The organism is Mesorhizobium sp. M0968 (assembly GCF_040319065.1).
GTDB lineage: Bacteria > Pseudomonadota > Alphaproteobacteria > Rhizobiales > Rhizobiaceae > Mesorhizobium.
Genome location: NZ_JAMYNL010000026.1, coordinates 1 through 25866, shown reverse-complemented (window position 1 = coordinate 25866; position 25866 = coordinate 1). Strand labels below are relative to the sequence as shown.

The window sequence follows — 25866 nt, the reverse complement described above, 5'->3', positions numbered from 1 at the left end:
TTTCGGTTTTCCCCAACTTGCCCGGTCGCTTAGGAGCCGGCGTTATGCTGGGGGCTTGCCGCGCGACCTTGCGCGACCTTTTCGTTGACTTCACGGCCGAAAAACACGATAAGCCACAAGGGCCGCCGCTTTGGCGGCTTTTTGATTTTTCCGGTTCCGGAGACGCATATAATGAGCGGTTCGGCGCTTTTCGAGACCTTTGTTCGCGCACCCCTGGCTTTCGACCACGGTGAAGGCACCTGGCTGGTCACCGACAAGGGCGAGCGATATCTCGATTTCGCCGGCGGCATCGCCGTGAATTCGTTGGGCTACAGCCATCCGCATCTGGTCGCGGCCCTCACCGAGCAGGCCGCCAAGCTCTGGCACGTCTCCAATCTGTACGAGATTCCGGGACAGAGCCGGCTCGGCGAGCGGCTGGCCGACGCAAGCTTCGCCGACAAGGTGTTCTTCACCAATTCCGGCGCAGAGGCGCTCGAATGCGCCATCAAGACGGCGCGGCGCTACCACTTCGTCAAGGGCCATCCCGAGCGCTACCGCACAATCACCTTCGAAGGCGCCTTCCACGGCCGCACCCTGGCGACCATCGCCGCCGGCGGTCAGTACAAGTATCTGGAAGGTTTCGGCCCCAAGGTCGACGGCTTCGACCAGGTCGGTTTCGACGATGTGGATGCCGCCGAGAAGGCGATCACGCCTGAAACCGCGGCGATCCTGATCGAGCCGGTGCAAGGCGAGGGCGGCATCAGGCAAGTGCCGACGCAATCGCTGAAGCGGCTCAGGCAGCTCTGCGATCAGCACGGACTGCTCCTGATTTTCGACGAGGTCCAATGCGGCGTCGGCCGCACCGGAAAGCTGTTCGCGCATGAGTGGGCGGGTGTCACCCCCGACCTCATGGCGGTGGCCAAAGGCATCGGCGGCGGCTTCCCGATGGGTGCCTGCCTCGCCACCGACGAGGCAGCGGTCGGCATGACCGCCGGCGTGCACGGCACCACCTTCGGCGGCAATCCGCTGGCAATGGCGGTCGGCAACGCCGTGCTCGACGTGGTACTGGAAGACGGCTTTCTCGAAGACGTCCAGCGCAAGGCACTGCTGTTGAAGCAGGGGCTCGCTGGCGTCGCCGACGAATTTCCGGATGTTATCGAAAGCATCAGGGGCACCGGCCTGATGCTCGGGCTTAAATGCGCGATGCCCAACACCAAGGTCACGGTGGCACTGCGTGACCAGCATCTCTTGACGGTTCCGGCCGGCGACAACGTTATCCGCCTGCTGCCGCCTCTCACCGTCACCGACGCCGAGATCCACGAAGCGCTCGAGCGCATTCGTGCCGGCGCCAAGAGCCTGGCAGATGCCATCGTCGCTGCCGCTGCGAAGTAATCCTGGAATTCCTGATGTCCCTTCGCCATTTCACCGATCTTTCCGCCGTTTCCGAAGGCGATCTGCGCTTCATGCTCGACGACGCAGCGGTGCGAAAGGCAAGGCTCAAGGCCGGCGAACGCAGCAAGCCGCTCGAAGGCAAGGTGCTGGCGATGATCTTCGACAAGCCGTCGACGCGCACGCGCGTGTCGTTCGACGTCGGTATGCGGCAGTTGGGTGGCGAGACGATCATGCTGACCGGCACCGAGATGCAGCTTGGCCGCTCGGAGACCATTGCCGACACGGCCAAGGTGCTGTCGCGCTACGTCGATGCCATCATGATCCGCACCACCTCGCATGACCGGCTGCTGGAACTGATGGAAAACGCTACGGTCCCCGTCATTAACGGGCTGACCGACGAGACCCATCCCTGCCAGCTGATGGCCGACATCATGACCTTCGAAGAGCACCGCGGTCCGGTGGCCGGTAAAACGATCGCTTGGACCGGCGACGGCAACAACGTGCTGCATTCGCTGCTGGAGGCATCCGCGCGGTTCCATTTCAAGCTGAATGTCGCCGTGCCCGAGGGCAGCGAACCGGCCCAGAAGCATGTCGACTGGTCGAAAGCCAATGGCGGCAAGCTGAAATTCACCCGTTCGCCCGAGGAGGCCGTTCACGAGGCCGACTGCATCGTCACCGACTGCTGGGTGTCGATGGGCCAGGAGCACCGTGCCCGCGGCCACAATGTCTTCCTGCCCTATCAGGTCAATGCGGCACTGATGGCGAAAGCCAAGCCGGATGCGCTGTTCATGCACTGTCTGCCGGCGCATCGCGGTGAGGAGGTTACCGACGAGGTCATCGACGGACCGCATTCGGTGGTGTTCGATGAGGCCGAGAACCGGCTCCATGCCCAGAAGGCGGTCTTGGCCTGGTGCCTGGGCGCTTGATACGAGCCGCGGTGATCCGGGCCGGCCTGATCTGCGCCGCCTTGATCTGGGCCGCCTTGATCCGGGAGTTGGTGGTGCCTATCTCAGGCGCATCACGCAAATCGAGCGCGTCTCGTCGCATGCACCCCGGAGGGCGGCATCGCCGCGCCCCGGAGCTTTGTCATGTTGGAAACTCATCAATTGGCTGAACATAAACCCAAGCTCGGCGAATTCGGCTACGCCGGCGACGACCATGTCGTGCCGTTCGAGGTCGGCCCGCTCGACGTGCGCGGTCGCACCGTCCAGCTCGGGCCGATGCTCGATGCTATTCTCAGCCGTCACGACTATCCCGAGCCGGTCGCCCGGCTCCTGGCTGAAGCCTGTGTGTTGACGGTATTGCTCGGAACTTCGCTGAAGTTCGAGGGCAAGTTCATTCTGCAGACCCGCACCGACGGGCCGGTCGACATGCTGGTCGCGGATTTCTCCACGCCGCACGCGCTGCGCGCTTATGCCCGCTTCGATGCCGACCGGCTGCAGGCTTTGACTTCTGCCGGCGAGACGTCACCGCAGACGCTGCTCGGCAGCGGCGTCCTGGCGCTGACCATCGACCAGGGCGCTCACACACAACGCTACCAGGGCATCGTCCAACTCGACGGCGTCACACTGGAAGATGCCGCACGCACTTATTTCCGCCAGTCGGAGCAGATTCCGACCGACCTCCGGCTTTCGGTTGCCAAGCTTCTGACGCCGGGCGTCGGCGGTGCTCGCGAGCAATGGCGGGCCGGTGGCCTGCTGGCACAATTCCTGCCGCAGTCGGCGGAGCGCATGCGCGTACCCGACCTTCCCGGTGGCGACGGCGATCCGCGCGAGGAAATCCACGACCCGACCGACAATTCCTGGCAGGAGCTGCTGGCGCTGCTTGGTACTATTGAACCGACCGAGCTGATCGATCCGACGATCGGCGCCGAACGGCTGCTTTACCGGCTTTTCCACGAGCATGGCGTCCGCGTGTTCGGCGGGGTGCCGGTCGCCGACCAGTGCTCATGCTCGAGGGAGAAGATCCACGGCATCCTCGAAGGCTTTTCCGCCGAGGAGATCAGGGACAGCACCGAGGATGGCAGCATTCACGTCGCCTGCGAATTCTGCTCGAAGCAATATGACTTCGACCCGGCGGAGTTTGCAGCGGCCGGATGACCGCCGTCAATTGACGGTGCGCCGCATTCCCGGCAAGTCGAGCGAGAAGGCGGGGATGGCGACGTCGAACGTCTCGCCCCGCCTGTTGCGCATGGTGTAGTGCCCGACCATGATGCCGGACGGCGTCGAGAGCGGGCATCCAGACGTATACTGATAGCTGTCGCCGGGGTTGAGTCCGGGTTGCTCGCCGACGACCCCGGGGCCGCGCACTTCCTCGACCTTGCCGGTGCCGTCGGTAATGTGCCAGTAGCGCGACAGAAGCTGCACGAACTCATCCGACTGATTGTCGATGGTCACCTGATATCCCCAGACATAGCGGTTTTGCGGAGGGTCGGAGTGATCCTCCAGATAGAACGGCCTGACCTGCACTTCGATGTTGCGGGTGACGGCGCTGTACATAAACTGCTCCAAAGCAATGTAGATGGAACTTTCGACGCTCAGCGCAGTTTGATCAACGATGCGCGTCATCTCCTTGCCCGACTCGAGCGCAGGTGCCGAAAAACAATGTCATTTAAGTGACACATGACAATGATGGTGTGCAGGCTTGTGCCGGGCGACTCAGCGTTCTGTCGAATTGTTGAAAACGGCCGTCATGCGGCCGGCACTTCTGGAGTGACCAGATCTCGATGGAACCGACATTCGCAGCCGCTCTCCTTTCCATAGCCCTCCTTCTTTCAAATCTCGCCAGCATCCTGTTGGCTTCGCTGAAGCTGAAGCGACCAGCCAGGATCGCATCGCCCGCGGCCAACGCGCCGCCGGTATCGATCGTCATCCCGGCGCGCGGCGTCGAGCCGTTTGCCGAAGAGACGCTGGAGCGCGCCTTCTCACTCGACTGGCCGCGCTACGAACTCATCTTCTGCGTTGCCCATGCCGACGACCCGGTGGTCAAGCCGATCACCGCCGCAATGGCGCGCTTTCCAGCTATTCGCGCCCGCCTTCTAGTCGGTGACGACCGCATCAGCGGCAATCCAAAACTCAACAATTGCGTGAAGGGTTGGGAAGCGGCGCATTATCGCTGGGTCATCCTTGCCGATTCCAATGTGCTTATGCCGAGCGACTACGTCCAGCAGCTGATGGCGGCATGGCGGCATGGCACTGGCCTCGTCTGCTCGACGCCGATCGGCTCACGGCCGGACGGCTTCTGGGGGGAGGTCGAATGCGCCTTTCTCAACACGCTGCAGGCACGCTGGCAGTACGCTGGAGAGGCGCTCGGCCTCGGCTTCGCGCAGGGCAAGAGCATGTTGTGGAACAAGCCGATGCTCGACGCCAATGGCGGCATCCGCGCGCTTGCCGCCGAGATCGCCGAGGACGCCGCCGCGACCAAGCTGGTCAACGGGCTCGGACTGCGGGTCAATCTTGTCGCCTCGCCCTTCGAACAGCCGCTCGGCCGGCGCACGCTTGGCGAGATCTGGTCGCGGCAGGCGCGCTGGGCGCGGCTGCGCCGCGTCACCTTCGCGCTGTTCTTCGCCCCCGAGATCCTGATCGGCGCGGCGCCGCCGCTGGTGCTTGCGCTGATCGCGGCGGCTGACGCCGGCGTCAGCCTGCCGGCAACCGCCATCGCCGTGCTGGTCGCGGCCTACCTGCCGGAATGCGCCTTGGCCTCGGCCAAGGGATGGCAGCTGTCGCCGCGCACGATCCCGGCGATGATGGCGCGAGACCTGATGCTTCCCGCCATTTGGGCGCGCGGATGGCTGAGCGGCGCCGTCGACTGGCGCGGCAATGTGATGACTATCCAGACCAAGGCCGTCGCGGAGCTGGAAGAGACCCCGTCCGGCGCCTGATCGGCGCGTCCCCGCTCGCCTCTGTTCGGCCAGCCCTTATCCGGCAACTCTCAGTGCCTGCTCGATGTCTTCGAGCAGGTCGTCGGCGTCCTCAAGGCCAACTGACAGCCTGAGCGTTCCCGGTCCGATGCCGAGCTCGGCGCGGGCCTCATCGGTCAAGTTCTTGTGCGTCGTCGTGGCCGGATGGGTGATCAGGCTCTTGGCGTCGCCGAGATTGTTGGAAATGAGCACGACGTCGAGTGCGTTCTGGAAGGCAAAGGCCGCCTGCTTGCCGCCCTTCACATCGAGGCAAATCAGCGTCGAGCCACCCGACATCTGCTTCTTGACTACGGCCGCTTGCGGGTGGTCGGCACGGCCGGGATAGATGACACGGGCGATTTGCGGGCGCTCGGCCAGGAAATCCGCGATGCGGCCGGCACTTTCCGTCTGCTGGCGTACGCGTAGCGGCAGCGTCTCCAGGCCTTTCAGCAGCGTCCAGGCATTGAAGGGCGAGAGGCTTGGGCCGGTGTGGCGGAAATAGTCATGCAGGTTCTCGTCGATCCATTTCTTGTCCGACAGAACGATGCCGCCAAGACAGCGCCCCTGGCCGTCAATATGCTTCGTGGCCGAATAGACGACGATGTGGGCGCCGAGCTGCAGGGGTTTCTGCTGCAAGGGCGTGGCGAAGACGTTGTCGACGATCAACCTGGCGCCGATCGCATTGGCAAGTGCCGCGACGGCGGCAATGTCGATCACTTCCAGCGTAGGATTGGTCGGGCTTTCCAGGAAGAACAGTTTGGTGTTTGGCTTGACCGCCTTTTCCCAATTGGCCATGTCGGTGCCGTCGACCAGCGTTGCCTCAATGCCGTATTTCGGCGCCAGCGTCTCGACCACCCAGCGGCAGGAGCCGAACAGCGCGCGCGCCGCCACGATATGGTCGCCCGCCTTGGCGCTGCACAGCAGTGCTGCCGTCACCGCCGCCATGCCGGATGCCGTGGCGCGCGCGTCCTCGGCTCCTTCCAGCGCGCACATGCGTTTTTCAAACATGTCGACCGTCGGATTGGCATAGCGCGAATAGATGAAGCCCGGCTCCTCGCCCTTGAAGCGGGCCTCCGCCGCTTGCGCCGTCTCGTAGACATAGCCTTGGGTGAGATACATCGCCTCGGAGGTCTCGCCGAAGCCGGAACGCAGCGTTCCGGCATGCACGAGTGCGGTCTGAGGCTTCCAGTCGCGCTTCTTGGTCATCATTCCATCCAAACACCAAAATTGGTCCAAACAACAAAAAACCGGTCGCGAAAGTCGCAACCGGTCCATATGGCCTTGCGGCCCGACGGTCCTTTAGCGACTTGTTTAACGTGGCTGCAAGCCGACCGGCCAAATCACCACGGGATAACGAGCTTTAGACCCGCGCCACGCTTGCGTCAATTGCCGGCATGATTAAGAGGGTTGTACCAAGCAGGTGCCAAACGCGTCCACGGTCGGACCTGCGACAGAACCTCGCCCGGCGTTCGAACGGAGCCAGACCCTTGCGGCAGACAGGCATTCTTCCCGATCAGGATATTTCCGCGCTGTTCCAGACGGGCGCGCTGAAATCGCCGCGCACGCTCGATGCCGATCAGATCCAGCCGGCCAGCCTTGACCTCAGGCTCGGCGACAAGGCCTGGCGGGTGCGTGCTTCCTTCTTGCCCGGCCCGGACCACAGGGTTGCCGACAAGCTCGACCGGCTGAAGCTGCACGAGATCAACCTCGCCGAAGGTGCTGTGCTGGAAACCGGCTGCGTCTACATCGTGCCGCTGCTCGAAAGCCTGGCGCTGCCCGCCCATATTTCCGCCTCCGCCAACCCGAAAAGCTCGACCGGACGGCTCGATATCTTCACTCGGGTAATGACCGACCGCGGCCACGAGTTCGACAAGATCGCCGCCGGCTATGAAGGCCCGCTCTACCTGGAGGTCAGCCCGCGCACTTTCCCGATCGTCGTGCGGACCGGCTCGCGGCTGTCGCAGATCAGGTTCCGCACCGGCAATGCGCTCTTGTCGGAAAACGAGTTGCACGAGTTGCACCGCGCCGAAATGTTGGTCGCCACCGAACCACCCAACATCTCAGGCGGGGGCATCGCGCTATCGATCGACCTCGACGGCGACAAGGACGGGCTGGTCGGCTATCGCGGCAAGCACCACACCGGCCTCGTCGACGTCGACAAGCGCGCCGCGCAGGATGTCGTCGATTTCTGGGAGCCGCTCTACAAGAGCGGTGCCGGCGAGCTGGTGCTCGATCCGGACGAATTCTATATTCTGGTGTCGCGCGAGGCGGTGCATGTGCCGCCGCTCTACGCGGCCGAGATGACGCCCTTCGATCCGCTGGTCGGCGAGTTCCGCGTCCATTATGCCGGTTTCTTCGACCCGGGTTTCGGCCATTCGGCGTCGGGCGGCACCGGCAGCCGGGCGGTGCTCGAGGTACGCAGCCACGAAGTGCCGTTCATCCTCGACCACGGCCAGATCGTCGGACGGTTGGTCTATGAGCACATGCTGAAACGGCCGCGGGCGCTCTACGGCACTGATCTCGGCTCGAACTATCAGGCACAGGGCCTGAAACTGTCCAAGCATTTCCGCGCCGCGCGCTGACCTTCCTCTCACTTCCGGGCTACGCCCGGCTCAAAGTGCCTTCACGGCGACCTTCACCGGCTGCTCGATTTCAAGCGGGTTGCGCAGTGGCAGGCCGAAATCCTGCGCCTCGATTTCGAATACGTCACCGGCCTTGGTCCTGACGCCGTCGGCAAAGGACAGCGTCGCCGTGCCGAACATGTGCACATGCACGTCGCCCGGCTGGCGGAAGGCTGAGTATTTGAAGTGGTGATGCTCGAGATTGCCAATGGTGTGCGACATGTTCGCCTCGCCCGACAGGAACGGCTTTTCCCAAAGCAGCTTGCCGTCGCGCAGGATGCGCGAAGTGCCGCGGATATCGGACGGCAGATCGCCGATCAGGATCTCCGGCCCGAACGAAGCATTGCGCAGCTTGGAATGGGCAAGGAAGAGATAGTTCACACGCTCGGTGACATGGTCGGAAAACTCGTTAGACAGCGTGAAGCCGACGCGGAACGGGGCGCCGTCGTCGCCGATCACATAGATACCGGCGATTTCCGGCTCCTCGCCGGCATCCTGGGCGAAGGCGGGCGACATAAGCGCCGCACCGGGCGCCACCGCCATGGTGCCGTTGCCCTTGTAGAACCATTCCGGCTGCACGCCGATCTGGCCCTTCGCCGGCTTGCCGCCCTCAAGCCCCATGCGGAACATCTTCATGGAATCGGTCAGCTGTTCCTCGCCGTCCGTGCTGAGCTTCTTGTGCATGGAATCGCGGGTCGCGGCGGAGCCGAGATGCGTCAGCCCGGTGCCGGTGAGATGGAGATGCGCCGGATCGGGATGGTTGATCGGCGACAGCAGCCGGCCCTTCTTGTAGGCTGCGTCGAGATCGACGGTTTCGCCGAAGCCCTTGCGCTCGATCAGGGCGACAAGCCCGCTGCCGGTACGCGCGGCTTCCATCGCCAGCGAATAGACGCTGCGGGCGCCGTTGATGACGCGGGTCTTGCCGCCGTTGCGGGCAACGACGCGGATCGTCTCGGCGTCGTCGAGGATTTGTGAGATCAGCATGGTAACCCTCTCTGAATTGTGGGCTGGCCTGCCCTTTCTCGGCAAACCCTACCCTGCGCGGCCCGGACCCCTGTCCGCGCCTCGGTTGAAATTCTTCGTCCGGATTGCGCTCGCGGATCAGGTCCCTCGGGGGACTTCTTTGCGCCCGGCAGCGCCGCGATGTGACCCGTATGCCTCCTGGTTGCCTCTCAAGCCTTGTTCTTGTTGTAGACGTCGAAGACGACGGCGCCGAGCAGCACCAGGCCTTTGACCACCTGCTGCCAGTCGACATTGACGCCCATGATCGACATGCCGTTGTTCATGACGCCCATGATGAAGCCGCCGACCACCGCGCCGATCACCTGGCCGACGCCGCCCATCGCCGAAGCGCCACCGATGAACACCGCGGCGATGACGTCGAGCTCGCTGCCGAGGCCGGCCGCCGGCACAGCCTGCCCCAGGCGCGCTGCGATAATCAGGCCGCCGAGTGCCGACAGCACGCCCATATTGATGAACACCATCAACGTCAGCCGTTCGGTCTTGATGCCCGATAGCTGGGCTGCCTTGGCATTGCCGCCCATCGCATAGATGCGACGGCCGATCGTCATGCGTTTGGTAACGAAGACGAACAACGCGATCAGCACGCCCATCACCATGAGAACGATGGGGAGGCCCCTATAGGTGGCGAATTGGTAGACGAGAAACAGCGCCAGCGCGCTGATCACCAGGGTCTTGACGACGAACAGCGAGAAGGGCTCGGCTTCGTAGCCATGCTTCTCGCGGGTGCGCCGTGCCCTGAGCCCGAAATAGGCATAGGCGAGCACGGCGACGAGGCCGATCACGATCGTCGTCAGGTGCAGCGTCAGGCCGCTGCCGACAATGGTTTTGCCGGCGGCGTTCACGGTTGGCGGTATCAGCGTCAATGGGCCGATCAGGTCCGGAATGAAGCCGGAACTGAGCGCCTTGAAGCCGACGGGAAGCGGCCCTACGGAAGACCCGCCACCCAGCAGCGCCTGGCAGATGCCGCGGAAGATCAGCATGCCCGCCAGCGTGACGATAAAGCTCGGTATTCGGTGATAGGCAATCCAGTAGCCTTGTGCCGCGCCGATCGCACCACCGACGATCAGGCAGATGATCGACACCACCAGCGGATTGCTCAATGGGCCAAGCGGCCAGATGACCATCATCATCGCCGCCAGCGCGCCGATGAAGCCGGCGACGGAGCCGACGCTGAGATCGATGTGGCCCGAAACGATCACCAGAAGCATGCCCAGCGCCATCACGATGATGAAGCTGTTCTGCTGCACGAGATTGCTGAGGTTCACCGGCTTGAACAGCGTTCCGGACGTGGTGAACTGGAAGAACACCATGATTGCGATCAACGCCAGCACCAACCCGTATTCGCGCAGGTTGGTGACCAGCGCCGAGACGGCAATGCGAGGTCCCTGTTGTAGATCCTGGGCAACGCCGGTCTGCGGCCCGGGAGCGCTTTCGGTGCTCATGATGCTTTTCCTTCTCCGCGGACGATGGCGCGCATTATCTTTTCCTGGCTGGCGTCGCTTGCCGCCATTTCGCCGACGATGCGTCCTTCGTTCATGACGTAGATGCGGTCGGTGATGCCGAGCAGTTCGGGCATTTCCGACGAGATGACGATGATTGCCTTACCCTCGGAGGCGAGACGCGCGATGATCGTATAGATTTCATACTTGGCGCCGACGTCGATACCGCGTGTCGGCTCGTCGAGGATCAGCACTTCCGGATTGGCGAACAGCCATTTCGACAGCACCACCTTCTGCTGATTGCCGCCAGAAAGGTTGCCGGTCATCTGGTAGACGCTCGAGGCGCGGATATTGGTCCTGCCGCGATAATCGTTGGCGACCGAAAGCTCGCGCAAATCGTCGATCACGCCGTGGCGCGACACGCCGGGCAGGTTGGCCAGCGTGATGTTGTGCTTGATGTGGTCGATCAGGTTGAGCCCGTAGGTCTTGCGGTCCTCGGTAACGTAGGCGATGCCGTGTTCCACCGCCTTGCTCACCGAAGAGACGTCGATCGGCTTGCCGTTGAGGAACACCTCGCCGGTGATGCGACGGCCATAGGACCGGCCGAACAGGCTCATGGCAAACTCGGTCCGGCCGGCACCCATGAGCCCGGCAATGCCGACCACTTCGCCCTTGCGGGCGTTGAGGTTGATACCCTTGATGACCTGCCGCTCGGCATGGATGGGGTGGTAGACCGACCAGTTTTTCACTTCGAGAACGGTCTCGCCGATCTTCGGCTCGCGCGGCGGATAGCGGTCGTCGAGCGAACGGCCGACCATCGAGGTAATGATGCGGTCCTCCGAGATGTCCTTCTTGGCCAGCGTCTCGATAGTCCGCCCGTCACGGATGATGGTGACCTTGTCGGCGACCCGGTTCACCTCGTTGAGCTTGTGCGAGATCAGGATCGAAGTGATGCCTTGCCGCTTGAATTCGAGCAGCAGATCGAGCAGCGCCTGGCTGTCCTTTTCGGACAGGCTCGCGGTCGGCTCATCGAGAATGAGCAACTTCACTTCCTTGCTGAGCGCCTTGGCGATCTCGACCAGCTGCTGCTTGCCGACGCCGATATTGGTGATCAGCGTGTTGGGGTCTTCCTTGAGGCCGACCTTCTTGAGCAGGGCGCTGGTGCGCGCCTCATTGGCATTCCAGTCGATGACGCCGTATCTGGCGTGCTCGTTGCCGAGAAAGATGTTTTCGGCGATCGACAGCATCGGCACCAGCGCAAGCTCCTGGTGGATGATGACGATGCCCTTGCGCTCGCTGTCATGGATGCCTTTGAAATGGCACTCATCGCCGCGATAGATGATCTGGCCGTCATAGGTGCCGGACGGATACACACCCGACAGCACCTTCATCAGCGTCGACTTGCCAGCGCCGTTCTCGCCGACCACGGCATGGATCTCGCCTTCCTCGACCATGAGCTTGACGTTCGACAGCGCCTTGACGCCGGGAAACGTCTTGGTGATGTCGCACATCTCCAAAATCGTCGATGCCATTGAGAATACCACTCCTGCGAGGTCCGCAAACAATACCGGGCTGGCTCGCCAACGAAAAGGGGCCCTGCCTGCGCAGGACCCCAGGCTTTGTAACCGCGATTACTTCAGCTCTTCGGCCTTGATGTAGCCGGAATCGACCACCAGGGACTGATAGTTCGACTTGTCGACGTCGTGCGGTGTCAACAGGATCGAGGGAACGACCTTGACGTCGTTGTTGTAGGTCGTGGTGTCGAGGCCTTCCGGCTTGCCGCCCGAGAGCACCTTGTCGACGAGTTCGACCGTCGCCTTGGCGAGTTCGCGGGTGTCCTTGAACACGGTCGAATACTGTTCGCCGGCGATGATCGCCTTGACCGAAGCGGTCTCGGCGTCCTGTCCGGTGACGATCGGCCATGGCTGATCGGCGGTGCCGTAGCCTACGGCGCGCAGCGAAGCGATGATGCCGCGCGACAGGCCGTCATAGGGCGAGAGCACGCCATCGACGCGGCTGCCGTCCGAGTAGTTGGCGGAGAGCAGATTGTCCATGCGGGCCTGGGCGGTTGCCGCCAGCCAGCGCAGCGTGCCGACCTTGTCCATGCCCATCTGGCCGGACTTCACGACGAGGGTCTTGTCGTCGATCAGCGGCTGAAGAACCGACATGGCGCCGTTATAGAAGAAGAACGCATTGTTGTCGTCCGGCGAACCGCCGAACAGCTCGATGTTGAACGGGCCCTTCTTCTCGGGATAACCGAGACCCTTGAGCAGCGATTTGGCCTGGATGACGCCGACGCCGAAATTGTCGAAGGTGGTGTAGTAGTCGACATTTGGCGTCTTCTTGATCAGGCGGTCGTAAGCGACGACGACAACGCCGGCGTCATTCGCCTTCTGCAACGCATCGCCCATCGTGGTGCCGTCGATCGAAGCGATGATCAGCGCCTTCGGGCCCTTGGTGATTTCGTTTTCCAGCTGGCTGAGCTGGTTCGGAATGTCGTCCTGCGCGTACTGCAGGTCGACAGTGTAGCCCAGAGCCTCGAGCTGGGACTTGACGGCGTCGCCGTCGTTGATCCAGCGCTGCGAGGTCTTGGTGGGCATCAGCACGCCGATCAGGCCTTCGCCCGCCTGCGCCGGCAGCGTCATGGCCGCGATGCCTAGGGCCGCGACGGCGGCCAGTGTCTTGATAATCTTCACATTAACTCTCCCTGGTTGATGGACGCGTACCCTTGGGTTTCGTGGGCCGCGCAATCGTGCAGGAGCGCCAAACGCGCCGCTGCCGTCAATCGATCTCCGGTATCCTCCCAATCGGCCCCGAGACTCTGGTTTCAATCGATACGAGTTTTCCCTCGTCACCGACCGTCAAGCCTCAGGACGCGCGAAGGGTGTGTCGCTTTGCCATAACTGTCAAATGCGATCTTTGATGGTTGCTATATCGAGACTGATATGGCTTAGGCTAGTGACGACGCTGCCGGATCCTGCCAGGGCGCTGGGCGTAAGAGTAGGGAAGAATCATGGCAGCGCTGCGAAATCCTGGCGGAATATCAGCCAGTTACGATGAAATCCCGGGTGATGGCGGAACCTTGCTGCGCAGCGGCTTGAGCCTGCGTCACATGCGTATGATCGCAGCCCTCGACGAGCACAGCCGAGTGAGCGCCGCGGCCCAGGTCATGAACATCTCGCAGCCGGCGGCCTCGCGCATGATCGCCGAGATGGAGGCCGTGCTCGACGTCAAGCTCTGCGAAAGGCTGCCGCGCGGCATCACGCTGACACCCTATGGCAAGGCGTTGGCACGGCGCGCGCGATCGATCCTGCTCGAGATGCGTGAGGTCGACCGCGAGATTTTCGAGCTCAAGGCGGGCAAGGGCGGCTCGGTATTCCTGGGCGCGGTGACAGCACCGGCGATCGAGCTGGCGGTGCCGGCGATCCGCGAGATCCGGCGCCTTTATCCGCGCATCGAAATCACCATGCAGGTCGAGACCTCGAACGTCCTGGCACGCGAGCTGATCGCCTCGCGCCACGATTTCATCATCGCCCGCATCCCCGACGACCTCAATCCGCGGCTGTTCGAAGCGCGCGTCATCGGCGTCGAGAAAGCCTGCCTGATCGTGCGCCGCGGCCACCCGCTGACCAAGGGCAAGGCGGTGCGGCTGGAAGACACCGCCGCCTATGACTGGGTTTTCCAGTCGGGCGGCTCGCCGCTGCGCCAGGCGATGGAAAGCAACTTTTTGAACCGCAACATCGCGCTGCCGGACCGCATCCTCAACACCAGCTCGCTGCTATTGACTCTGGTCATGGTCGCGCAATCCGACGCCATTGCGCCGGTTTCGATCCAGGTCGCGAAGTTCATCCAGAACCCCGAAGGCCTGGCCGGCGCCATCGATGTTGTCCAGACTGAATTCGACATCGAGGTCAGGCCCTACAGCCTGATCACGGTGAAGAACCGCGCGCTGTCACCGGCAGCCAAGATGCTGCACGACTTTATTCTGCGGGAGGTGGGATAAGGGCTGGAGCGGCAAGCGGAGCGCATCCCGTGGCCGGCCAGACGACCAGACAGGCCCGCCAGCAGCGGCGCCGATGCACGTCGGCCACTACTGCCTGATGCTCAAAAAAGGCCCGCCAGCAGAAGCCAGCGGACCAAGGGTAGACTTTCCGGTTGGGGTCATTCGAGGCCCCGCCGACCCTCAATGTGAGATATTCCACGAACTGGCACATCGGCCAAACAGATGAAAGACGGCCAGCCCGGGCTGTAAAACTGCCTATAAATCCGCTGGTTTTCAGCTTGGCCAGAACAAGTGCAATGCACCGGGGGGCAAAAGCTGGAGCGGGTAGCGGGAATCGAACCCGCGCGTTCAGCTTGGGAAGCTGACAAGCTACCATTACATCATACCCGCGCTGGTTCCTCCGATATCATGGCCCGGCGCCGATGCGCAATCCGGTTTGAGGGCTCGGCTTGATGCAGGGCTATCAACTGCGTATTTCTAGGCATGTGCCCGAATCGCGGCACCCGACTGTGGAGACAGGCTTGTCCGCACTGAACCGCTTTCTCGGCGATACGCCGCTCCGGGTGATCCTGAAGCTGCTTGTGGTGTCGTTCCTCGTCGGGCTGGTCATGAATGCCTTCGGCTGGTCGCCGATGGATGTGCTTTATGGCATTCGCAAATTCTTCATCGACCTGTGGAATTTGGGCTTCCACGCCATCGACCGCTTTCTCGGCTACATCCTGCTCGGTGCCGCGATCGTCGTGCCGGCCTTCATCCTGCTCAGGATCGCTAACTACCGGAAGTGAATTTTCAGGCGTAGCCCGCCGCCACCTCGAACAGGATGGCATGCCGTGCAGCAAGTGCTGCGACATCCGTCGAATAGCCGCCGCCGATAACGCCGCATACCGGTATGCCAAGCGTGCGGAAATGGCGGATCACCATATCGTCGCGGGCGCGCAGCCCGTCATCCGTGAGCGACAACCTGCCGAGCCGGTCCTCGACATGGACATCGACGCCGGCATTGTAGAAGACGAGGTCCCAGCGCCTTCGCGCCGACAGCTCCGGCAGGATGGCGTCCAGCCGCTCCAGATAGGCTGCATCGCCGGCGTCGTCGGGCAGGGCGACATCGAGATCGGAGGCGATCTTGCGCGCGGGGTAGTTGCGGTCGCCATGCATGGAGAAGGTAAACACGCGCGGCTCGTCGTTCAGGATATCCGCCGTGCCGTCGCCCTGATGCACGTCGAGGTCGACGACCAGGATGTTTTGGACAGCAGCTTCGGCGAGCAGCACCAGCGCGGCAACGGCTACGTCGTTGAAGGTGCAGAAGCCGGCGCCTTGCGCGCGCCGTGCATGATGGCTGCCGCCGGCGGTGTTGCAGGCGATGCCGTTCAGCAACGCCAGCCGCGCCGCCAGCACCGTGCCGGCCGTTGCGAGCTGCGCCCTCAGCGAAACCCGCGGTCCGACGGGAAAGCCGATCTCGCGCTCGATCGCCACCAGCACTTTGCAGGCAAGCACCTGGTCGACATAGTCTGCCGCGTGGGCAAGCTTCAGCCATGATGGCCGCGCCGCCTCCGGCTTGTTGAGCGCTTCGGGACGTGCCAGGCCGCGTGCCCGCAACGCATCCATCAGCAGCGGATATTTGCTCATCGGGAAGCGGTGGTTGACGGCGAAGCCGGCGTCATAGTCGGGATGATGAACGATCTGCAAGGGCATGGGGCGGCCGGTGCGCCAGAGGCGGATTTCGGTTGACCATAACGGGGTGGATGGTTGCGCGAGGTCCGCAAACTGGGGCACATCGGCTGGCCGATCAAGCCGCAACAGGAAGCAACACGCGTTTGGAGCAGGCTTTACCCACCGAAGCCCACGCCACCGAAGCCGGGGCCTTCGTCGTCACCAACCGCTCGGTGCTCGCCATCGCCGTGCCGATGACGCTTGCCTATCTGACGACGCCGCTGCTCGGAATTGTCGACACGGCGGTGGTTGGGCAGTTCGGCGACGCCGCCCTTCTCGGCGGCCTGGCGGCCGGCGCCCTGATCTTCGATGTCGTCTTCACCACCTTCAATTTCCTGCGCTCCGGCACCACCGGCCTCGTCGCCCAGGCCTTCGGGCGCGGCGATGCGCTGGAGGAGCAGGCGGTGTTCTGGCGCGCCGTGCTGATCGCGGTCGTCGCCGGCGTCGTGCTTGCCGCGCTTGCGCCGCTGGTCTCCACCGCCGGGCAATGGTTCATAGGCGCCGAACCGCGCGTCAGCGCGGCGATGGACGTCTATATCCGCATCAGGATGCTCGCGGCACCGTTCTCGCTGATCAATTACGCCATCCTCGGTTACGTGCTTGGGCGCGGCGAGGGCGGGCTCGGGCTGATGCTGCAGTTGATGCTGAACGGCATCAACATCGTCCTCTGCTTCCTGCTTGGCCTGGAGCTCGGCTGGGGCGTTGCCGGCGTTGCCTGGGCAACGGTCACCGGCGAATTCGTCGCCATGCTGCTTGGTCTCGCCATTGTCGGCCGGCGCTTTTGGGCGGCGCCCAGGCTGCCGCGCCACCGCGTCCTCGATCTGCCGGCATTCCTGCGCATGATGTCGCTCAATCGCGATATCATGATCCGCTCCTTTTCGCTGCTCGCCGCCTTCGCGCTGTTCACGCGCCAGGGCGCACAATTCGGCACTCTGACGCTGGCCGCCAACGCCGTGCTGATGAACCTCTTTCTGGTTGCCGGCTATTTCCTCGATGGTTTCGCCACCGCTGCCGAACAGCTCGCCGGGCGCGCCATCGGCGCCCGTGCCGCCACGGCGTTTGATCAGGCGGTGCGTCTGACGCTGCTTTGGGGGCTCGGTCTGGCCGGCGCGGCGACGCTCTTCTTCCTGCTGGAGGGCACGGATCTGATCGCCCTGATCACGACCTCGACGGACGTCCGCGCCATTGCCGACATCTACCTGCCCTGGGCGGCGTTCACCGCGCTCAGCGGCGTGCTGGCTTTCCAGATGGACGGTGTCTTCATCGGCGCAACATGGTCGCGCGACATGCGCAACATGATGCTGTTGTCATTCCTGGCGTTCAGCGCCGCGCTGCTGATCCTGGCGCCGGCCTTCGGTAATCACGGCTTGTGGGCGGCGTTGCATGTCTTCCTGCTGGTACGCGGCTTCAGCCTGCTCGCCATATTGCGGCTGCGGGTGCGCACAGCCTTTAACTGATCGCTAAAGCGGTTTCGCCGCCCAGTGATCGAGGCGGCTGTCGCGAAGCTCGCACAGCGACTTCAGCCCTTGATTGTCCATGAAACGGGCCATGCCGGAAAGAATGCGCCCCGGCAGCGCGGGCCCGGCATAGATCATGCCGGTATAGAGCTGCACGAGATCGGCGCCGGCACGGATCTTTTCCAGCGCCGTCTCGGCGGAATCGACGCCGCCGACGCCGATGATAGTGGGATCCGGGCCAAGCAGTTTTCGCATCCTTGCCAGCACGATAGTCGAGCGCTCGAACAAGGGTTTCCCCGAAAGCCCGCCGGTCTCGCCGGCAAGGCCGGCGCTGCTCAGGCCGGCTCGCGCGATCGTTGTGTTGGAGACGATGACGCCGTCCATTTGCTTGTCGCTGATCTCGGCAGCGATGTCCTCAAGCTCGGCCTCGACCAGATCCGGCGCGATCTTGAGGAACACGGGCGGTTTTGCCGGTGCCGCCGCACGCGCGGCCATGACCCGCGACAGGAGCTCGCCAAGCTGTTCGCGCGCCTGCATGTTGCGCAGGCCCGGCGTGTTCGGCGAGGAGATATTGATTGTCAGATAGCCGGCGTATCGCGCGAATCGGATCACGCCGCGCTCATAATCACTGACGCGGTCGGCGCTGTCCTTGTTGGCGCCGATGTTGATGCCGATGATGCCGGGGCGGCCTTTTCGGGCGGCAAGACGCTTCTCTGCGGCGGCGTGGCCTTCATTGTTGAAGCCCAGCCGGTTGATCACCGCCCCGTCCGAAGGCAGCCGGAAGATGCGCGGCTTCGGATTGCCCGTCTGCGGCAGCGGCGTGATCGTGCCGACCTCGGCGAAGCCGAAGCCGAGGCCGAGCAGCGCGTCCGGCACTTCGGCATTCTTGTCGTAACCCGCGGCCATGCCGAGCGGGTTCGGGAAATCCAGCCCGCAACGGCTGACCTTTAACCTGTTGTCGTGCGGCGGACGACCGGCGACCGGCAGCCCGCATCTCAGCGCGGCAATCGACAGCCCATGCGCGGTTTCCGGATCGAGCGTAAACAGCAGTTTCTGGCCGATCCGGTCGAACGCGCTCATTCGGCCTCCAGCGCCGGGAATTCATGCCGGCCGTCAGCGCCGAGCGGCAATGCCTGCACCGAAACGACCGCATCGAGGCCGAGCCCGCCATAGAGATGCGGGAACAGGGCGCCGCCGCGCGAGACCTCATATTTCAGCGCATCGCCGAGGCGCGCGCTATCGACGGCGACCAGCAGCAACCGGCTTTGGCCGGCGAAATGTTTGGCCGCCGTTTCCCGAACCTGCCCGGCGGTAGAAAAATGGATGAAGCCGTCGGCGACGTCGATCGGCGCGCCGGTGAAGCCGCCTTCTCTTTCAGCCTCGCGCCACAGCGCCTCGGGAACTATCTTGTAGATGATCTCGGACATCGTTGCGCTATAGTCCGAACCGACCACGCGGGGAAGGGCAGGCCCGTGTTCTTCCCCATTTCAGGTTCATCCCCATTTCAGGCGCAAACTGTGATAGATTGCGCTGACTGGCTCATGGAGGAAAACATGCGTCTGAAACACGTCTTGATCCCCGCAGCAGTGGTGTCGCTTGTCGCGGCGTCGGCCTTTTCCGAGGAAGCCGATCGCTACCGGTTGGAGAAATCGGCCAATGGCTATGTCCGCATGGATACGCAAACCGGCGCCATGTCGCTCTGCGAGGAACGCTCCGGCCAGCTCGTCTGCAAGACGGCGGCCGACGAACGTGCCGCCCTCCAGGATGAGGTCGACCGGCTGCAAAATTCGGTGAAGGCGCTCGACGAGCGCGTCGCCAAGCTCGAAAATTCGCTTGCCGCGCGTTTCGAATCGACTTTGCCCAGCGAGGAGGATTTCAACAAGACGATGGGCTACATGGAGCGCTTCCTGCGCAGCTTCATGGACATCGTCAAGGACATGGACAGGGACGAAGACGGCGCCAAGCCCAATTCGCAAAAGACCTAGGCAATTCGCAAAAAGACCTGGGGCGGGAATAGCAAGCCGGCCACGCCGAACAGCAGGCGTAGCGTTATGATCGTTCAGATCCTGCAAGGCGGAAAATCGCCAACGGGATTCGGGGAGGGATATCACCGTTGGGCTACACATTCGTCATTGCCGACGATCATCCGCTTTTTCGCGGTGCATTGAGGGAGGCACTCGCGGGCATCGGAGACGTTGCCGCCATTCACGAGGCCGGCGATTTCGAAAGCGCCAAGGCGCTGGTCCTGGCCAATGAGGACGTCGATCTGGTGCTACTCGATCTCTCGATGCCGGGGGCAAGCGGCCTTTCCGGCCTGATTTCGTTGCGCGGCATCCATCCGGCGGTGCCGATGATGGTGGTCTCGGCGCATGACGACCCGGTGACGATCCGGCGCGCGCTCGATCTCGGCGCCTCCGGCTTCATCTCCAAATCGGCCAGCATGGAGGAGATCCGCAATGCTGTGCAGTCGGTGCTCGCAGGTGATATCGCGGCACCCGCCGGGGTCGATCTCGGCGTCGAGCGCGATCCTGAGATTTCCGACCTGATCAAGCGGCTGCAGGCGCTGACCCCACAGCAGACGCGCGTGCTCGGCATGCTGGCTGAGGGACTGCTCAACAAGCAGATCGCCTATGAACTCGGGGTCTCCGAAGCGACGATCAAAGCGCATGTCTCGGCTATCCTGCAGAAGCTCGGGGTCGACAGCCGCACGCAGGCGGTCATCCTTTTGTCCAAAATCGGCAGCGACCCGGTTCAGGCGGCCGGCTGATTCCTATTCGGCCGCCGGCGCCAGCGGCCTGACCCTGGCCATCATCGAGCGCAGCATCGCCGGTTTCAGTGGTTTGCTGATCACCGGCACGTCGAGCCTGCCGGCAGCGCCGCGAACCTCGCTGGAGCGGTCGGCGGTGACCAGCACGGCCGGCAGGTCCTCGCCATGGATCGCACGCAACTGGGCGATCAATTCGAGGCCGGTCCTGTTGTCGAGATGATAGTCGGCAAGCACGATGTCCGGCCGATGCATGCCGGACCTGTCGAGATCCTCCGCGCCGGAAAGCGTGTCGACGCTGCAGCCCCAACCCTCGAGCAGGAGCCGCATGCCGTCGAGGATGCGGGCGTCGTTGTCGATGCAGAGCACATGGAGCCCGGCAAGCGAGGCCGCGGCACGGGCAGGCGGCTTCGCCTCGGCCTCGCGCCGCGGTGCCTGCACGGCCACCACCGGCAGCAACACGGAAAAGCGTGTGCCCTTGCCTGGGTTGGAGAAGATCCGGATTTCGAGGCGCAGGACGCGGGCGATGCGGTCGACAATGGAGAGCCCAAGGCCGAGGCCTTCCGCCTCGCGTGCGCCCTCGTCGAGCCGGGTGAATTCGCGGAAGACGGTGTTGAGCTTGTCGCCGGCAATGCCGATGCCGGTGTCGATAACCTGGATCTCGGCCAATTCGCCGCGCCGCCGCACGCCGACCAGGATGCGGCCATGGCGCGTGTATTTAATGGCGTTTGAGACCAGGTTCTGGATCAGCCGGCGCAGCAGATTGCGGTCCGTCATGACGCTGAGCGACGACGGCATGATCGAGAGTTCGAGCTTCTTTTCGGCGGCAAGCGGCCGGAAGTCGTTGCCGATCTGGCGCAGCAGCCCGTCGAGGCCGAAGCTCGTATCGTCCGGCTTCATCGCGCCGGCATCGAGGCGCGAAATGTCGAGCACCGCGCCGAGGATGGTCTCGACCGATTCCAGCGACGATTCGATGTTCATCGCCGCCTTGCCGGCAGGTCCCTTGCCAGTCTTCTCGATCAGTGACGAGCAATAGAGGCGGGCGGCGTTCAGCGGCTGCAGGATGTCGTGGCCGGCGGCAGCGAGGAAGCGGGTCTTGCCGAGATTGGCCTCCTCGGCCAGCATCTGCGCCTGCGCCAGCTCCTCATTGACGCGGGTGAGCTCGGCGGTGCGGCTCTTCACTCGCTGTTCCAGGGATTCGTTGGCGCGCTTCAGCGCCAGATCCTGCTCGACGCGTCCAGAGATGTCGGCGTAGGTGGCGACGATGCCGCCGTCCGGCATCGGATTGGAGCGCAATTCCAGGATGCGCCCGCTGGTCTTCAGCTCCATCTGCCATGGGCTGACGAAGCTGGTCAGGCGGTTGAGCATGGTGACGCGCTGGTCTGCCGGTATGTCACCGCGCTCGGCAAGGTGGCGCAGGATACGATCGAGTGAGACGCCGACCTGGCCCATCTCGTCGGGCAGGTCGAACAGCGCCCGGTACTGGCGGTTCCAGCAAATCAACCGGAAATCGCGGTCGAAGACAGTGATGCCCTGTTCCATCTGGTCGAGTGCGATCTGCAGCAGATCGCGATTGTGCTGCAGCGCCTCCGTGGCGTCGTCGAGCAGGCGGAAGGCGTCCTTGGATTCGCGGTCGTTGCGGCGCAGCAGTAGCGACAGGATCAGCCGCGCCGAAGAGGAGCCGACGGCACTGGCCAGAAGCTGCTCGGAGAAGCGGATGACATCCATGCTGGCCTGTTCGTTGCCGTGCAGTGAAGTGCCGCCGCTCTTTTCGAACGACTGAAATGACCGCTCGGTGCGTTCGACACCGAGATAGCGCGCGATCGTGTCCTTGAGGTCGTTGACGGTTATGGTGGTGCGGAAGCGGCGCAGGCTCGGCAGCGGCCCCGCCTCGCGCGGCACGAAGATCGATGCCTGGATGCGTTCCAGCGGCACGGAGGCGCGCGACAGCGAGCCGAACACAAAAAAATCGTGTTGATCGACAGGCTCCACAGCACGCCATGGTTCAGCGGCTCGGCGACGGTGCCGAAAAGAGCCTGCGGCCGCAATGCATCGAAGCCGAACAGGCCGTGGACGAGGATGCCGGTATCGGGCGCGACGAGCGAGGGAAGCAGCAGCGTATAGCTCCAGACGACGATGCCGGCGACCATGCCAAGTGCGGCACCCCTTCCGTTGGCGCCGCGCCAGATCAGGCCGCCGATCATTGCCGGCGCGAACTGCGCGATCGCGGCGAACGACATCAGGCCGATCGAGGACAGCCGCGCGCTATTGGTGCTCTCGCGGTAGTAGAGAAAGGCGATGAACAGCATGATGAAGATCGCCGCCCGCCGTACATTGAGGATGAGCGTCGACCAGTCCTCGTTCTCGGATGTCGTGGTCCGCAGCAGCCGGCGCACGAACAGCGGAATGACCAGGTCGTTGGAGATCATGATCGACAGCGCGACGCTTTCGACGATCACCATTGCGGTCGCCGCCGACAGCCCGCCGATGAAGGCGGCCATGGCCAGCACGTCGTGGCCGCTGAACAGCGGCAGCGACAGCACGTAAAGGTCGCTGCTGGTCCTGGGGCCGACCAGTTCCAGGCCGGCCAGCGCGATCGGCAGCACGAACAGGTTGATTGCCACCAGATAGAGCGGAAACACCCATGTCGCGGTGCGCAGCTCGGCCTCGCTGCGATTTTCGACGATGGTGACGTAGAACTGGCGCGGCAGCATGAGGATGGCAAAGCCGCTCAGGCATGTCAGCACCAGCCAGGTGGCGAGCGAGGTGTTGTAGCCCATCGCCTGGCGCACCTGCGTGTTTTCGGCGAGCCGGTCGAACATGTCGCCTGGCCCACCGAAGATCAGGAACATGACCATCAGGCCGATTGCCAGGAAGGCGGCGAGCTTGACCACGGTTTCGACTGCCACCGCCAGCACCAGCCCGTCCTGGTGCTCGGTGGCATCGGCGTGGCGCGTGCCGAACAGCACCGCAAACAGCGCCAGCAGCATGGCAACGACCAGCGAGATGTCGCTGACGAACGGATCGAACGACGGCGGCGAGCCGGTATAGTGCTCGACCATCAGGCTGACCGAGCCCGAGATCGCCTTCAATTGCAGCGCCATATAGGGCACCGCGCCGATGGTCGCGATCAGCGTGGCGATCGCCGCGACAGCAAAACTCTTGCCGTAGCGGGCGCCGAGAAAGTCGGCGATCGAGGTGATCTTCTCGGTTTTGGCCAGCCTGACGATGCGCTGTAGCAGCGGAAAACCGAACACAAACACCAGCACCGGTCCGATATAGATGCCGAGGAACTCGAGGCCGCGCTCGGAGGACAGGCCGACCGAGCCGAAGAAGGTCCAGGAGGTGCAGTAGATGGCGAGACTGAGCGCATAGATGAAGGGCCGGGCGCGGCCAGGCCCGGATGAAGTCGAGCGCCGGTCGCCCAGGCTGGCGATGACGAACAGCAACGTCACGTAGGCGATCGCGATGATGACGATGAACCAGCCCTGCACGGCTCGAACTTCCTCCCTGCGCCGGCTTTTTCATCCGGCCTTGCAGACGCAATCACAGCTTGGCGACCGAGTCCATCGCGGCTTTCGGCGCATTATGGCCGCGGCTTCGCACAATCAAGGCCGGGGAAACACGTCTTTGCGCCTGTCGCAACCGCAGGTTTTTGCTATTCTGCCGGCCGGTCGATGCCGAGGCGTGGACGGCAGCACGGCCGGTCAGGACAAGGAGGGTCGAATGCTGAAAGAATTTCAGGAATTCATTTCAAGGGGCAATGTGATGGACCTGGCCGTCGCCGTCATCATTGGCGCTGCCTTCGGCAAGATCGTCACCTCGCTGGTCGACGACATCATCATGCCGGTCATCGGGGCGATTTTGGGCGGATTGGACTTCAACAACTATTTTCTGCCCTTGTCCTCGGCCGTTAACGCCACATCGCTGGCTGAGGCAAAGAAACAGGGCGCGGTCTTCGCCTATGGCAGCTTCATCACCGTGGCGCTGAATTTTCTCATTCTCGCCTTCATCATCTTCCTGATGGTCAAGGCGGTGAACAATCTGCGCCAGCGGCTGGAGCGCGAGAAACCGGCCGCCCCGGTTGCCCCGCCACCGGCCGACGTCGCGCTGCTCACCGAAATTCGCGATCTCCTCGCCAGAAAATAGCGCCTGCGGCAACTTTCTGGACCAAAACCCCGGTCGCCTGCGGCCGGGGTTTTCTGTTTTCGTCCGCCCTGAAACACGCTAGCAGTCGAGCAAACGAAAACGGACCCATCCATGACCCTGATCGATACTCTGCGCGCCGAAGCGCGGGCGGCGCCTGAAAGCGGCATTGTCGCCGTCATGAACCGTGGCCGCGGCCGCGACGGCATGATCCCGCTCTGGGCCGGCGAGGGCGACCTGCCGACGCCTGCCTTCATCACTGATGCCGCCGCCAAGGCACTCGCCGGCGGTGAAACCTTCTACACCTGGCAGCGGGGCATTCCCGAACTCAGGCAGGCACTCGCCCGCTACTACACCAGGCATTTCGGCAAGACTTTCGCCAACGAGGAATTCATCGTCACCGGCTCCGGCATGCATGCCATCCAGATGGCCATCGACGCGGTGGCCGGCAAGGGCGACGAACTCGTCTACCTGTCGCCGGCATGGCCGAACTTCGCCGCCGCCGCCGGCGTCGCCGGCGCCGTGCCGGTCGCGGTCACGCTCGACCAGTCGGGCAATGGCTGGTCCTGCGATGTCGACAAGATCGCAGCCGCGATCACGCCGCGGACCAAGGCGCTGTTCGTCAACACGCCGTCCAACCCGACCGGCTGGACCGCCGACAAGGAGACGCTGCAGGCGATCCTCGACCTTGCCCGCGAAAGGGGCCTGTGGATCATCGCCGACGAGATCTATTCGCTGTTTCATTACGACGATAGTCGCGCGCCGTCCTTCATCGACATCATGGCCGATGAGGATCGCATCCTGTTCGTCAATTCCTTTTCCAAGAACTGGGCGATGACCGGCTGGCGCATCGGCTGGATCAAGATCCATCCCGCCTTGCAGCAGGTGTTCGAGAACCTGGTCCAGTATTCGACGTCCGGCGTTGCGCAGTTCATGCAGCGCGGCGCCGTCGTTGCCCTCGATGAGGGCGACGCCTTCATCGTCGAGCAGGTGGAGCGGGCGAGGGCGGCGCGCGACCTGGTGTGCGGCATTCTCGCCGAAACCGGCAGGGCGCGGTTCACCGTGCCGCAGGGCGCATTCTATCTGTTCTTCGCGGTCGACGGCATCACCGATTCCCGCGCCGCGGCCTTCGACATGGTCGACCGCGCCAATGTCGGCCTGGCTCCCGGCACCGCCTTCGGCCCCGGCGGCGAATCCTTTCTCAGGCTATGCTTCCACCGCCGTCTCGACCAGCTCGAGGAAGCCGCGCACCGGCTGGCGAAATGGATGAAGGCTGTGTGAGGTTCGGGTCGGACGGAGCCGGATACGGGCGCAGGCAACCTGGATCGCTGCACTTCTCGGCCACTGTAACGGCATGATGGGGTGGACGGCGCCCGACGGCATCGGATGTGCCAGAATGAGTTCGTTGAGATCTCAAACAAGGGAGCCGTCCGT

The 25866-nt window shown here is 63.5% G+C and carries 21 protein-coding genes, 1 tRNA gene, 1 pseudogene and 1 riboswitch; of the genes and pseudogenes, 12 read left to right on the top strand and 11 right to left on the bottom strand.

Features of this window, described 5'->3' with window-relative positions:
• Positions 1-171: 171 nt before the first annotated feature.
• The 3 genes from NKH67_RS28360 (at position 172) to NKH67_RS28350 (ending at position 3470) form a co-directional block, all read left to right on the top strand.
• Positions 172-1371 (top strand): aspartate aminotransferase family protein, encoded by a 1200-nt coding sequence (locus tag NKH67_RS28360; RefSeq protein ID WP_353032265.1) that lies wholly within the window; start codon positions 172-174, stop codon positions 1369-1371.
• 14 nt (positions 1372-1385) lie between these two features.
• Positions 1386-2297, top strand: coding sequence for an ornithine carbamoyltransferase (gene argF / locus NKH67_RS28355; RefSeq protein WP_352470112.1), 912 nt, complete (start codon positions 1386-1388; stop codon positions 2295-2297).
• Positions 2298-2459: 162 nt separating this feature from the next.
• Positions 2460-3470: an Hsp33 family molecular chaperone gene (locus tag NKH67_RS28350; protein WP_352501705.1), complete on the top strand. Its 1011-nt coding sequence runs from the start codon at positions 2460-2462 to the stop codon at positions 3468-3470.
• A 6-nt stretch (positions 3471-3476) separates the two neighbouring features.
• Here the strand turns inward: NKH67_RS28350 and apaG are convergent, their stop codons facing one another.
• The gene (apaG, locus tag NKH67_RS28345) at positions 3477-3869 is read right to left on the bottom strand and encodes a Co2+/Mg2+ efflux facilitator ApaG/CorD (RefSeq protein ID WP_352470114.1); all 393 of its coding nucleotides are present in this window, start codon (positions 3867-3869) and stop codon (positions 3477-3479) included.
• Between the two features lie 227 nt (positions 3870-4096).
• Here apaG and NKH67_RS28340 point away from each other — a divergent pair, with 227 nt between their 5' ends.
• Positions 4097-5251 carry a ceramide glucosyltransferase gene (locus NKH67_RS28340; protein WP_353032263.1) on the top strand — a complete coding sequence of 385 codons (1155 nt, stop codon included), beginning with the start codon at positions 4097-4099 and terminating at the stop codon, positions 5249-5251.
• A 36-nt stretch (positions 5252-5287) separates the two neighbouring features.
• Here the strand turns inward: NKH67_RS28340 and NKH67_RS28335 are convergent, their stop codons facing one another.
• Entirely contained in the window at positions 5288-6478 is a 1191-nt protein-coding gene (locus tag NKH67_RS28335) for an O-succinylhomoserine sulfhydrylase (RefSeq protein ID WP_353032261.1), read from the bottom strand.
• 70 nt (positions 6479-6548) lie between these two features.
• Positions 6549-6626, bottom strand: a riboswitch (SAM riboswitch).
• A gap of 130 nt (positions 6627-6756) precedes the next feature.
• On the opposite strand from NKH67_RS28335, the gene NKH67_RS28330 reads away from it, so the two are divergent.
• Complete coding sequence (locus NKH67_RS28330; protein ID WP_352470117.1) at positions 6757-7851, top strand: 2'-deoxycytidine 5'-triphosphate deaminase; 1095 nt, start codon at positions 6757-6759, stop codon at positions 7849-7851.
• Positions 7852-7881: 30 nt separating this feature from the next.
• Here NKH67_RS28330 and araD1 read toward each other — a convergent pair whose 3' ends face one another.
• The 4 genes from araD1 to chvE form a co-directional block, all read right to left on the bottom strand.
• The gene (araD1, locus tag NKH67_RS28325) at positions 7882-8874 is read right to left on the bottom strand and encodes an AraD1 family protein (RefSeq protein WP_353032259.1); all 993 of its coding nucleotides are present in this window, start codon (positions 8872-8874) and stop codon (positions 7882-7884) included.
• Between the two features lie 188 nt (positions 8875-9062).
• Positions 9063-10355, bottom strand: coding sequence for a multiple monosaccharide ABC transporter permease (gene mmsB, locus NKH67_RS28320; RefSeq protein WP_292659525.1), 1293 nt, complete (start codon positions 10353-10355; stop codon positions 9063-9065).
• A complete protein-coding gene (gene mmsA / locus NKH67_RS28315; RefSeq protein WP_352470119.1) occupies positions 10352-11884 on the bottom strand; it encodes a multiple monosaccharide ABC transporter ATP-binding protein in 1533 nt (510 codons plus the stop codon). Before mmsA ends, mmsB begins: the two co-directional genes overlap by 4 nt.
• A 99-nt stretch (positions 11885-11983) precedes the next feature.
• Positions 11984-13048 carry a multiple monosaccharide ABC transporter substrate-binding protein gene (gene chvE / locus NKH67_RS28310; protein ID WP_352470121.1) on the bottom strand — a complete coding sequence of 355 codons (1065 nt, stop codon included), beginning with the start codon at positions 13046-13048 and terminating at the stop codon, positions 11984-11986.
• Positions 13049-13365: 317 nt separating this feature from the next.
• Here chvE and NKH67_RS28305 point away from each other — a divergent pair, with 317 nt between their 5' ends.
• Positions 13366-14355 (top strand): LysR family transcriptional regulator, encoded by a 990-nt coding sequence (locus tag NKH67_RS28305; protein ID WP_352685289.1) that lies wholly within the window; start codon positions 13366-13368, stop codon positions 14353-14355.
• 316 nt (positions 14356-14671) lie between these two features.
• Here NKH67_RS28305 and NKH67_RS28300 read toward each other — a convergent pair.
• A tRNA-Gly gene (locus tag NKH67_RS28300) sits at positions 14672-14745 on the bottom strand.
• 131 nt (positions 14746-14876) lie between these two features.
• Here NKH67_RS28300 and NKH67_RS28295 point away from each other — a divergent pair.
• Positions 14877-15140 carry a DUF6460 domain-containing protein gene (locus NKH67_RS28295; RefSeq protein WP_023677362.1) on the top strand — a complete coding sequence of 88 codons (264 nt, stop codon included), beginning with the start codon at positions 14877-14879 and terminating at the stop codon, positions 15138-15140.
• 4 nt (positions 15141-15144) lie between these two features.
• On the opposite strand, the gene NKH67_RS28290 is transcribed toward NKH67_RS28295, so the two are convergent.
• Positions 15145-16047, bottom strand: a complete 903-nt coding sequence (locus tag NKH67_RS28290) for a histone deacetylase family protein (protein WP_353022805.1) — start codon at positions 16045-16047, stop codon at positions 15145-15147.
• Between the two features lie 50 nt (positions 16048-16097).
• Between NKH67_RS28290 and NKH67_RS28285 the strand changes: the two genes are divergently transcribed.
• Complete coding sequence (locus tag NKH67_RS28285; protein ID WP_352685317.1) at positions 16098-17522, top strand: MATE family efflux transporter; 1425 nt, start codon at positions 16098-16100, stop codon at positions 17520-17522.
• A gap of 3 nt (positions 17523-17525) precedes the next feature.
• Here NKH67_RS28285 and NKH67_RS28280 read toward each other — a convergent pair whose 3' ends face one another.
• Together NKH67_RS28280 and NKH67_RS28275 are read right to left on the bottom strand one after the other, a co-directional pair.
• Positions 17526-18602: a quinone-dependent dihydroorotate dehydrogenase gene (locus NKH67_RS28280; RefSeq protein WP_352541314.1), complete on the bottom strand. Its 1077-nt coding sequence runs from the start codon at positions 18600-18602 to the stop codon at positions 17526-17528.
• On the bottom strand, positions 18599-18949 hold the full coding sequence (locus tag NKH67_RS28275) for a DUF952 domain-containing protein (RefSeq protein WP_023677366.1): 351 nt from the start codon (positions 18947-18949) through the stop codon (positions 18599-18601). The genes NKH67_RS28280 and NKH67_RS28275 overlap by 4 nt, the downstream gene beginning before the upstream one ends.
• A gap of 126 nt (positions 18950-19075) precedes the next feature.
• On the opposite strand from NKH67_RS28275, the gene NKH67_RS28270 reads away from it, so the two are divergent.
• Together NKH67_RS28270 and NKH67_RS28265 are read left to right on the top strand one after the other, a co-directional pair.
• Positions 19076-19507 (top strand): hypothetical protein, encoded by a 432-nt coding sequence (locus tag NKH67_RS28270; protein WP_353022806.1) that lies wholly within the window; start codon positions 19076-19078, stop codon positions 19505-19507.
• A 119-nt stretch (positions 19508-19626) separates the two neighbouring features.
• Positions 19627-20289, top strand: coding sequence for a response regulator (locus NKH67_RS28265; protein WP_502893818.1), 663 nt, complete (start codon positions 19627-19629; stop codon positions 20287-20289).
• A 3-nt stretch (positions 20290-20292) separates the two neighbouring features.
• Here the strand turns inward: NKH67_RS28265 and NKH67_RS28260 are convergent.
• A pseudogene (locus tag NKH67_RS28260) lies at positions 20293-23780 on the bottom strand (PAS domain-containing hybrid sensor histidine kinase/response regulator).
• Positions 23781-24012: 232 nt separating this feature from the next.
• On the opposite strand from NKH67_RS28260, the gene mscL reads away from it, so the two are divergent.
• Together mscL and NKH67_RS28250 are read left to right on the top strand one after the other, a co-directional pair.
• Positions 24013-24435 (top strand): large conductance mechanosensitive channel protein MscL, encoded by a 423-nt coding sequence (gene mscL, locus NKH67_RS28255; protein ID WP_352488570.1) that lies wholly within the window; start codon positions 24013-24015, stop codon positions 24433-24435.
• A 111-nt stretch (positions 24436-24546) separates the two neighbouring features.
• The gene (locus tag NKH67_RS28250; RefSeq protein WP_353032257.1) at positions 24547-25713 is read left to right on the top strand and encodes a pyridoxal phosphate-dependent aminotransferase; all 1167 of its coding nucleotides are present in this window, start codon (positions 24547-24549) and stop codon (positions 25711-25713) included.
• Positions 25714-25866 lie beyond the last annotated feature (153 nt).

Excerpts from the sequence above, each read along its gene's own strand:
- NKH67_RS28340 (WP_353032263.1), top strand. The coding sequence starts at position 4,097 with ATGGAACCGACATTCGCAGCCGCTCTCCTTTCCATAGCCCTCCTTCTT.
- NKH67_RS28305 (WP_352685289.1), top strand. The coding sequence starts at position 13,366 with ATGGCAGCGCTGCGAAATCCTGGCGGAATATCAGCCAGTTACGATGAA.
- NKH67_RS28360 (WP_353032265.1), top strand. The coding sequence starts at position 172 with ATGAGCGGTTCGGCGCTTTTCGAGACCTTTGTTCGCGCACCCCTGGCT.
- NKH67_RS28270 (WP_353022806.1), top strand. The coding sequence starts at position 19,076 with ATGCGTCTGAAACACGTCTTGATCCCCGCAGCAGTGGTGTCGCTTGTC.
- mmsB (WP_292659525.1), bottom strand. The coding sequence starts at position 10,355 with ATGAGCACCGAAAGCGCTCCCGGGCCGCAGACCGGCGTTGCCCAGGAT.
- NKH67_RS28290 (WP_353022805.1), bottom strand. The coding sequence starts at position 16,047 with ATGCCCTTGCAGATCGTTCATCATCCCGACTATGACGCCGGCTTCGCC.
- mscL (WP_352488570.1), top strand. The coding sequence starts at position 24,013 with ATGCTGAAAGAATTTCAGGAATTCATTTCAAGGGGCAATGTGATGGAC.
- NKH67_RS28285 (WP_352685317.1), top strand. The coding sequence starts at position 16,098 with ATGGTTGCGCGAGGTCCGCAAACTGGGGCACATCGGCTGGCCGATCAA.
- apaG (WP_352470114.1), bottom strand. The coding sequence starts at position 3,869 with ATGTACAGCGCCGTCACCCGCAACATCGAAGTGCAGGTCAGGCCGTTC.
- NKH67_RS28350 (WP_352501705.1), top strand. The coding sequence starts at position 2,460 with ATGTTGGAAACTCATCAATTGGCTGAACATAAACCCAAGCTCGGCGAA.
- araD1 (WP_353032259.1), bottom strand. The coding sequence starts at position 8,874 with ATGCTGATCTCACAAATCCTCGACGACGCCGAGACGATCCGCGTCGTT.
- NKH67_RS28280 (WP_352541314.1), bottom strand. The coding sequence starts at position 18,602 with ATGAGCGCGTTCGACCGGATCGGCCAGAAACTGCTGTTTACGCTCGAT.
- NKH67_RS28275 (WP_023677366.1), bottom strand. The coding sequence starts at position 18,949 with ATGTCCGAGATCATCTACAAGATAGTTCCCGAGGCGCTGTGGCGCGAG.
- argF (WP_352470112.1), top strand. The coding sequence starts at position 1,386 with ATGTCCCTTCGCCATTTCACCGATCTTTCCGCCGTTTCCGAAGGCGAT.
- mmsA (WP_352470119.1), bottom strand. The coding sequence starts at position 11,884 with ATGGCATCGACGATTTTGGAGATGTGCGACATCACCAAGACGTTTCCC.
- NKH67_RS28335 (WP_353032261.1), bottom strand. The coding sequence starts at position 6,478 with ATGATGACCAAGAAGCGCGACTGGAAGCCTCAGACCGCACTCGTGCAT.
- NKH67_RS28250 (WP_353032257.1), top strand. The coding sequence starts at position 24,547 with ATGACCCTGATCGATACTCTGCGCGCCGAAGCGCGGGCGGCGCCTGAA.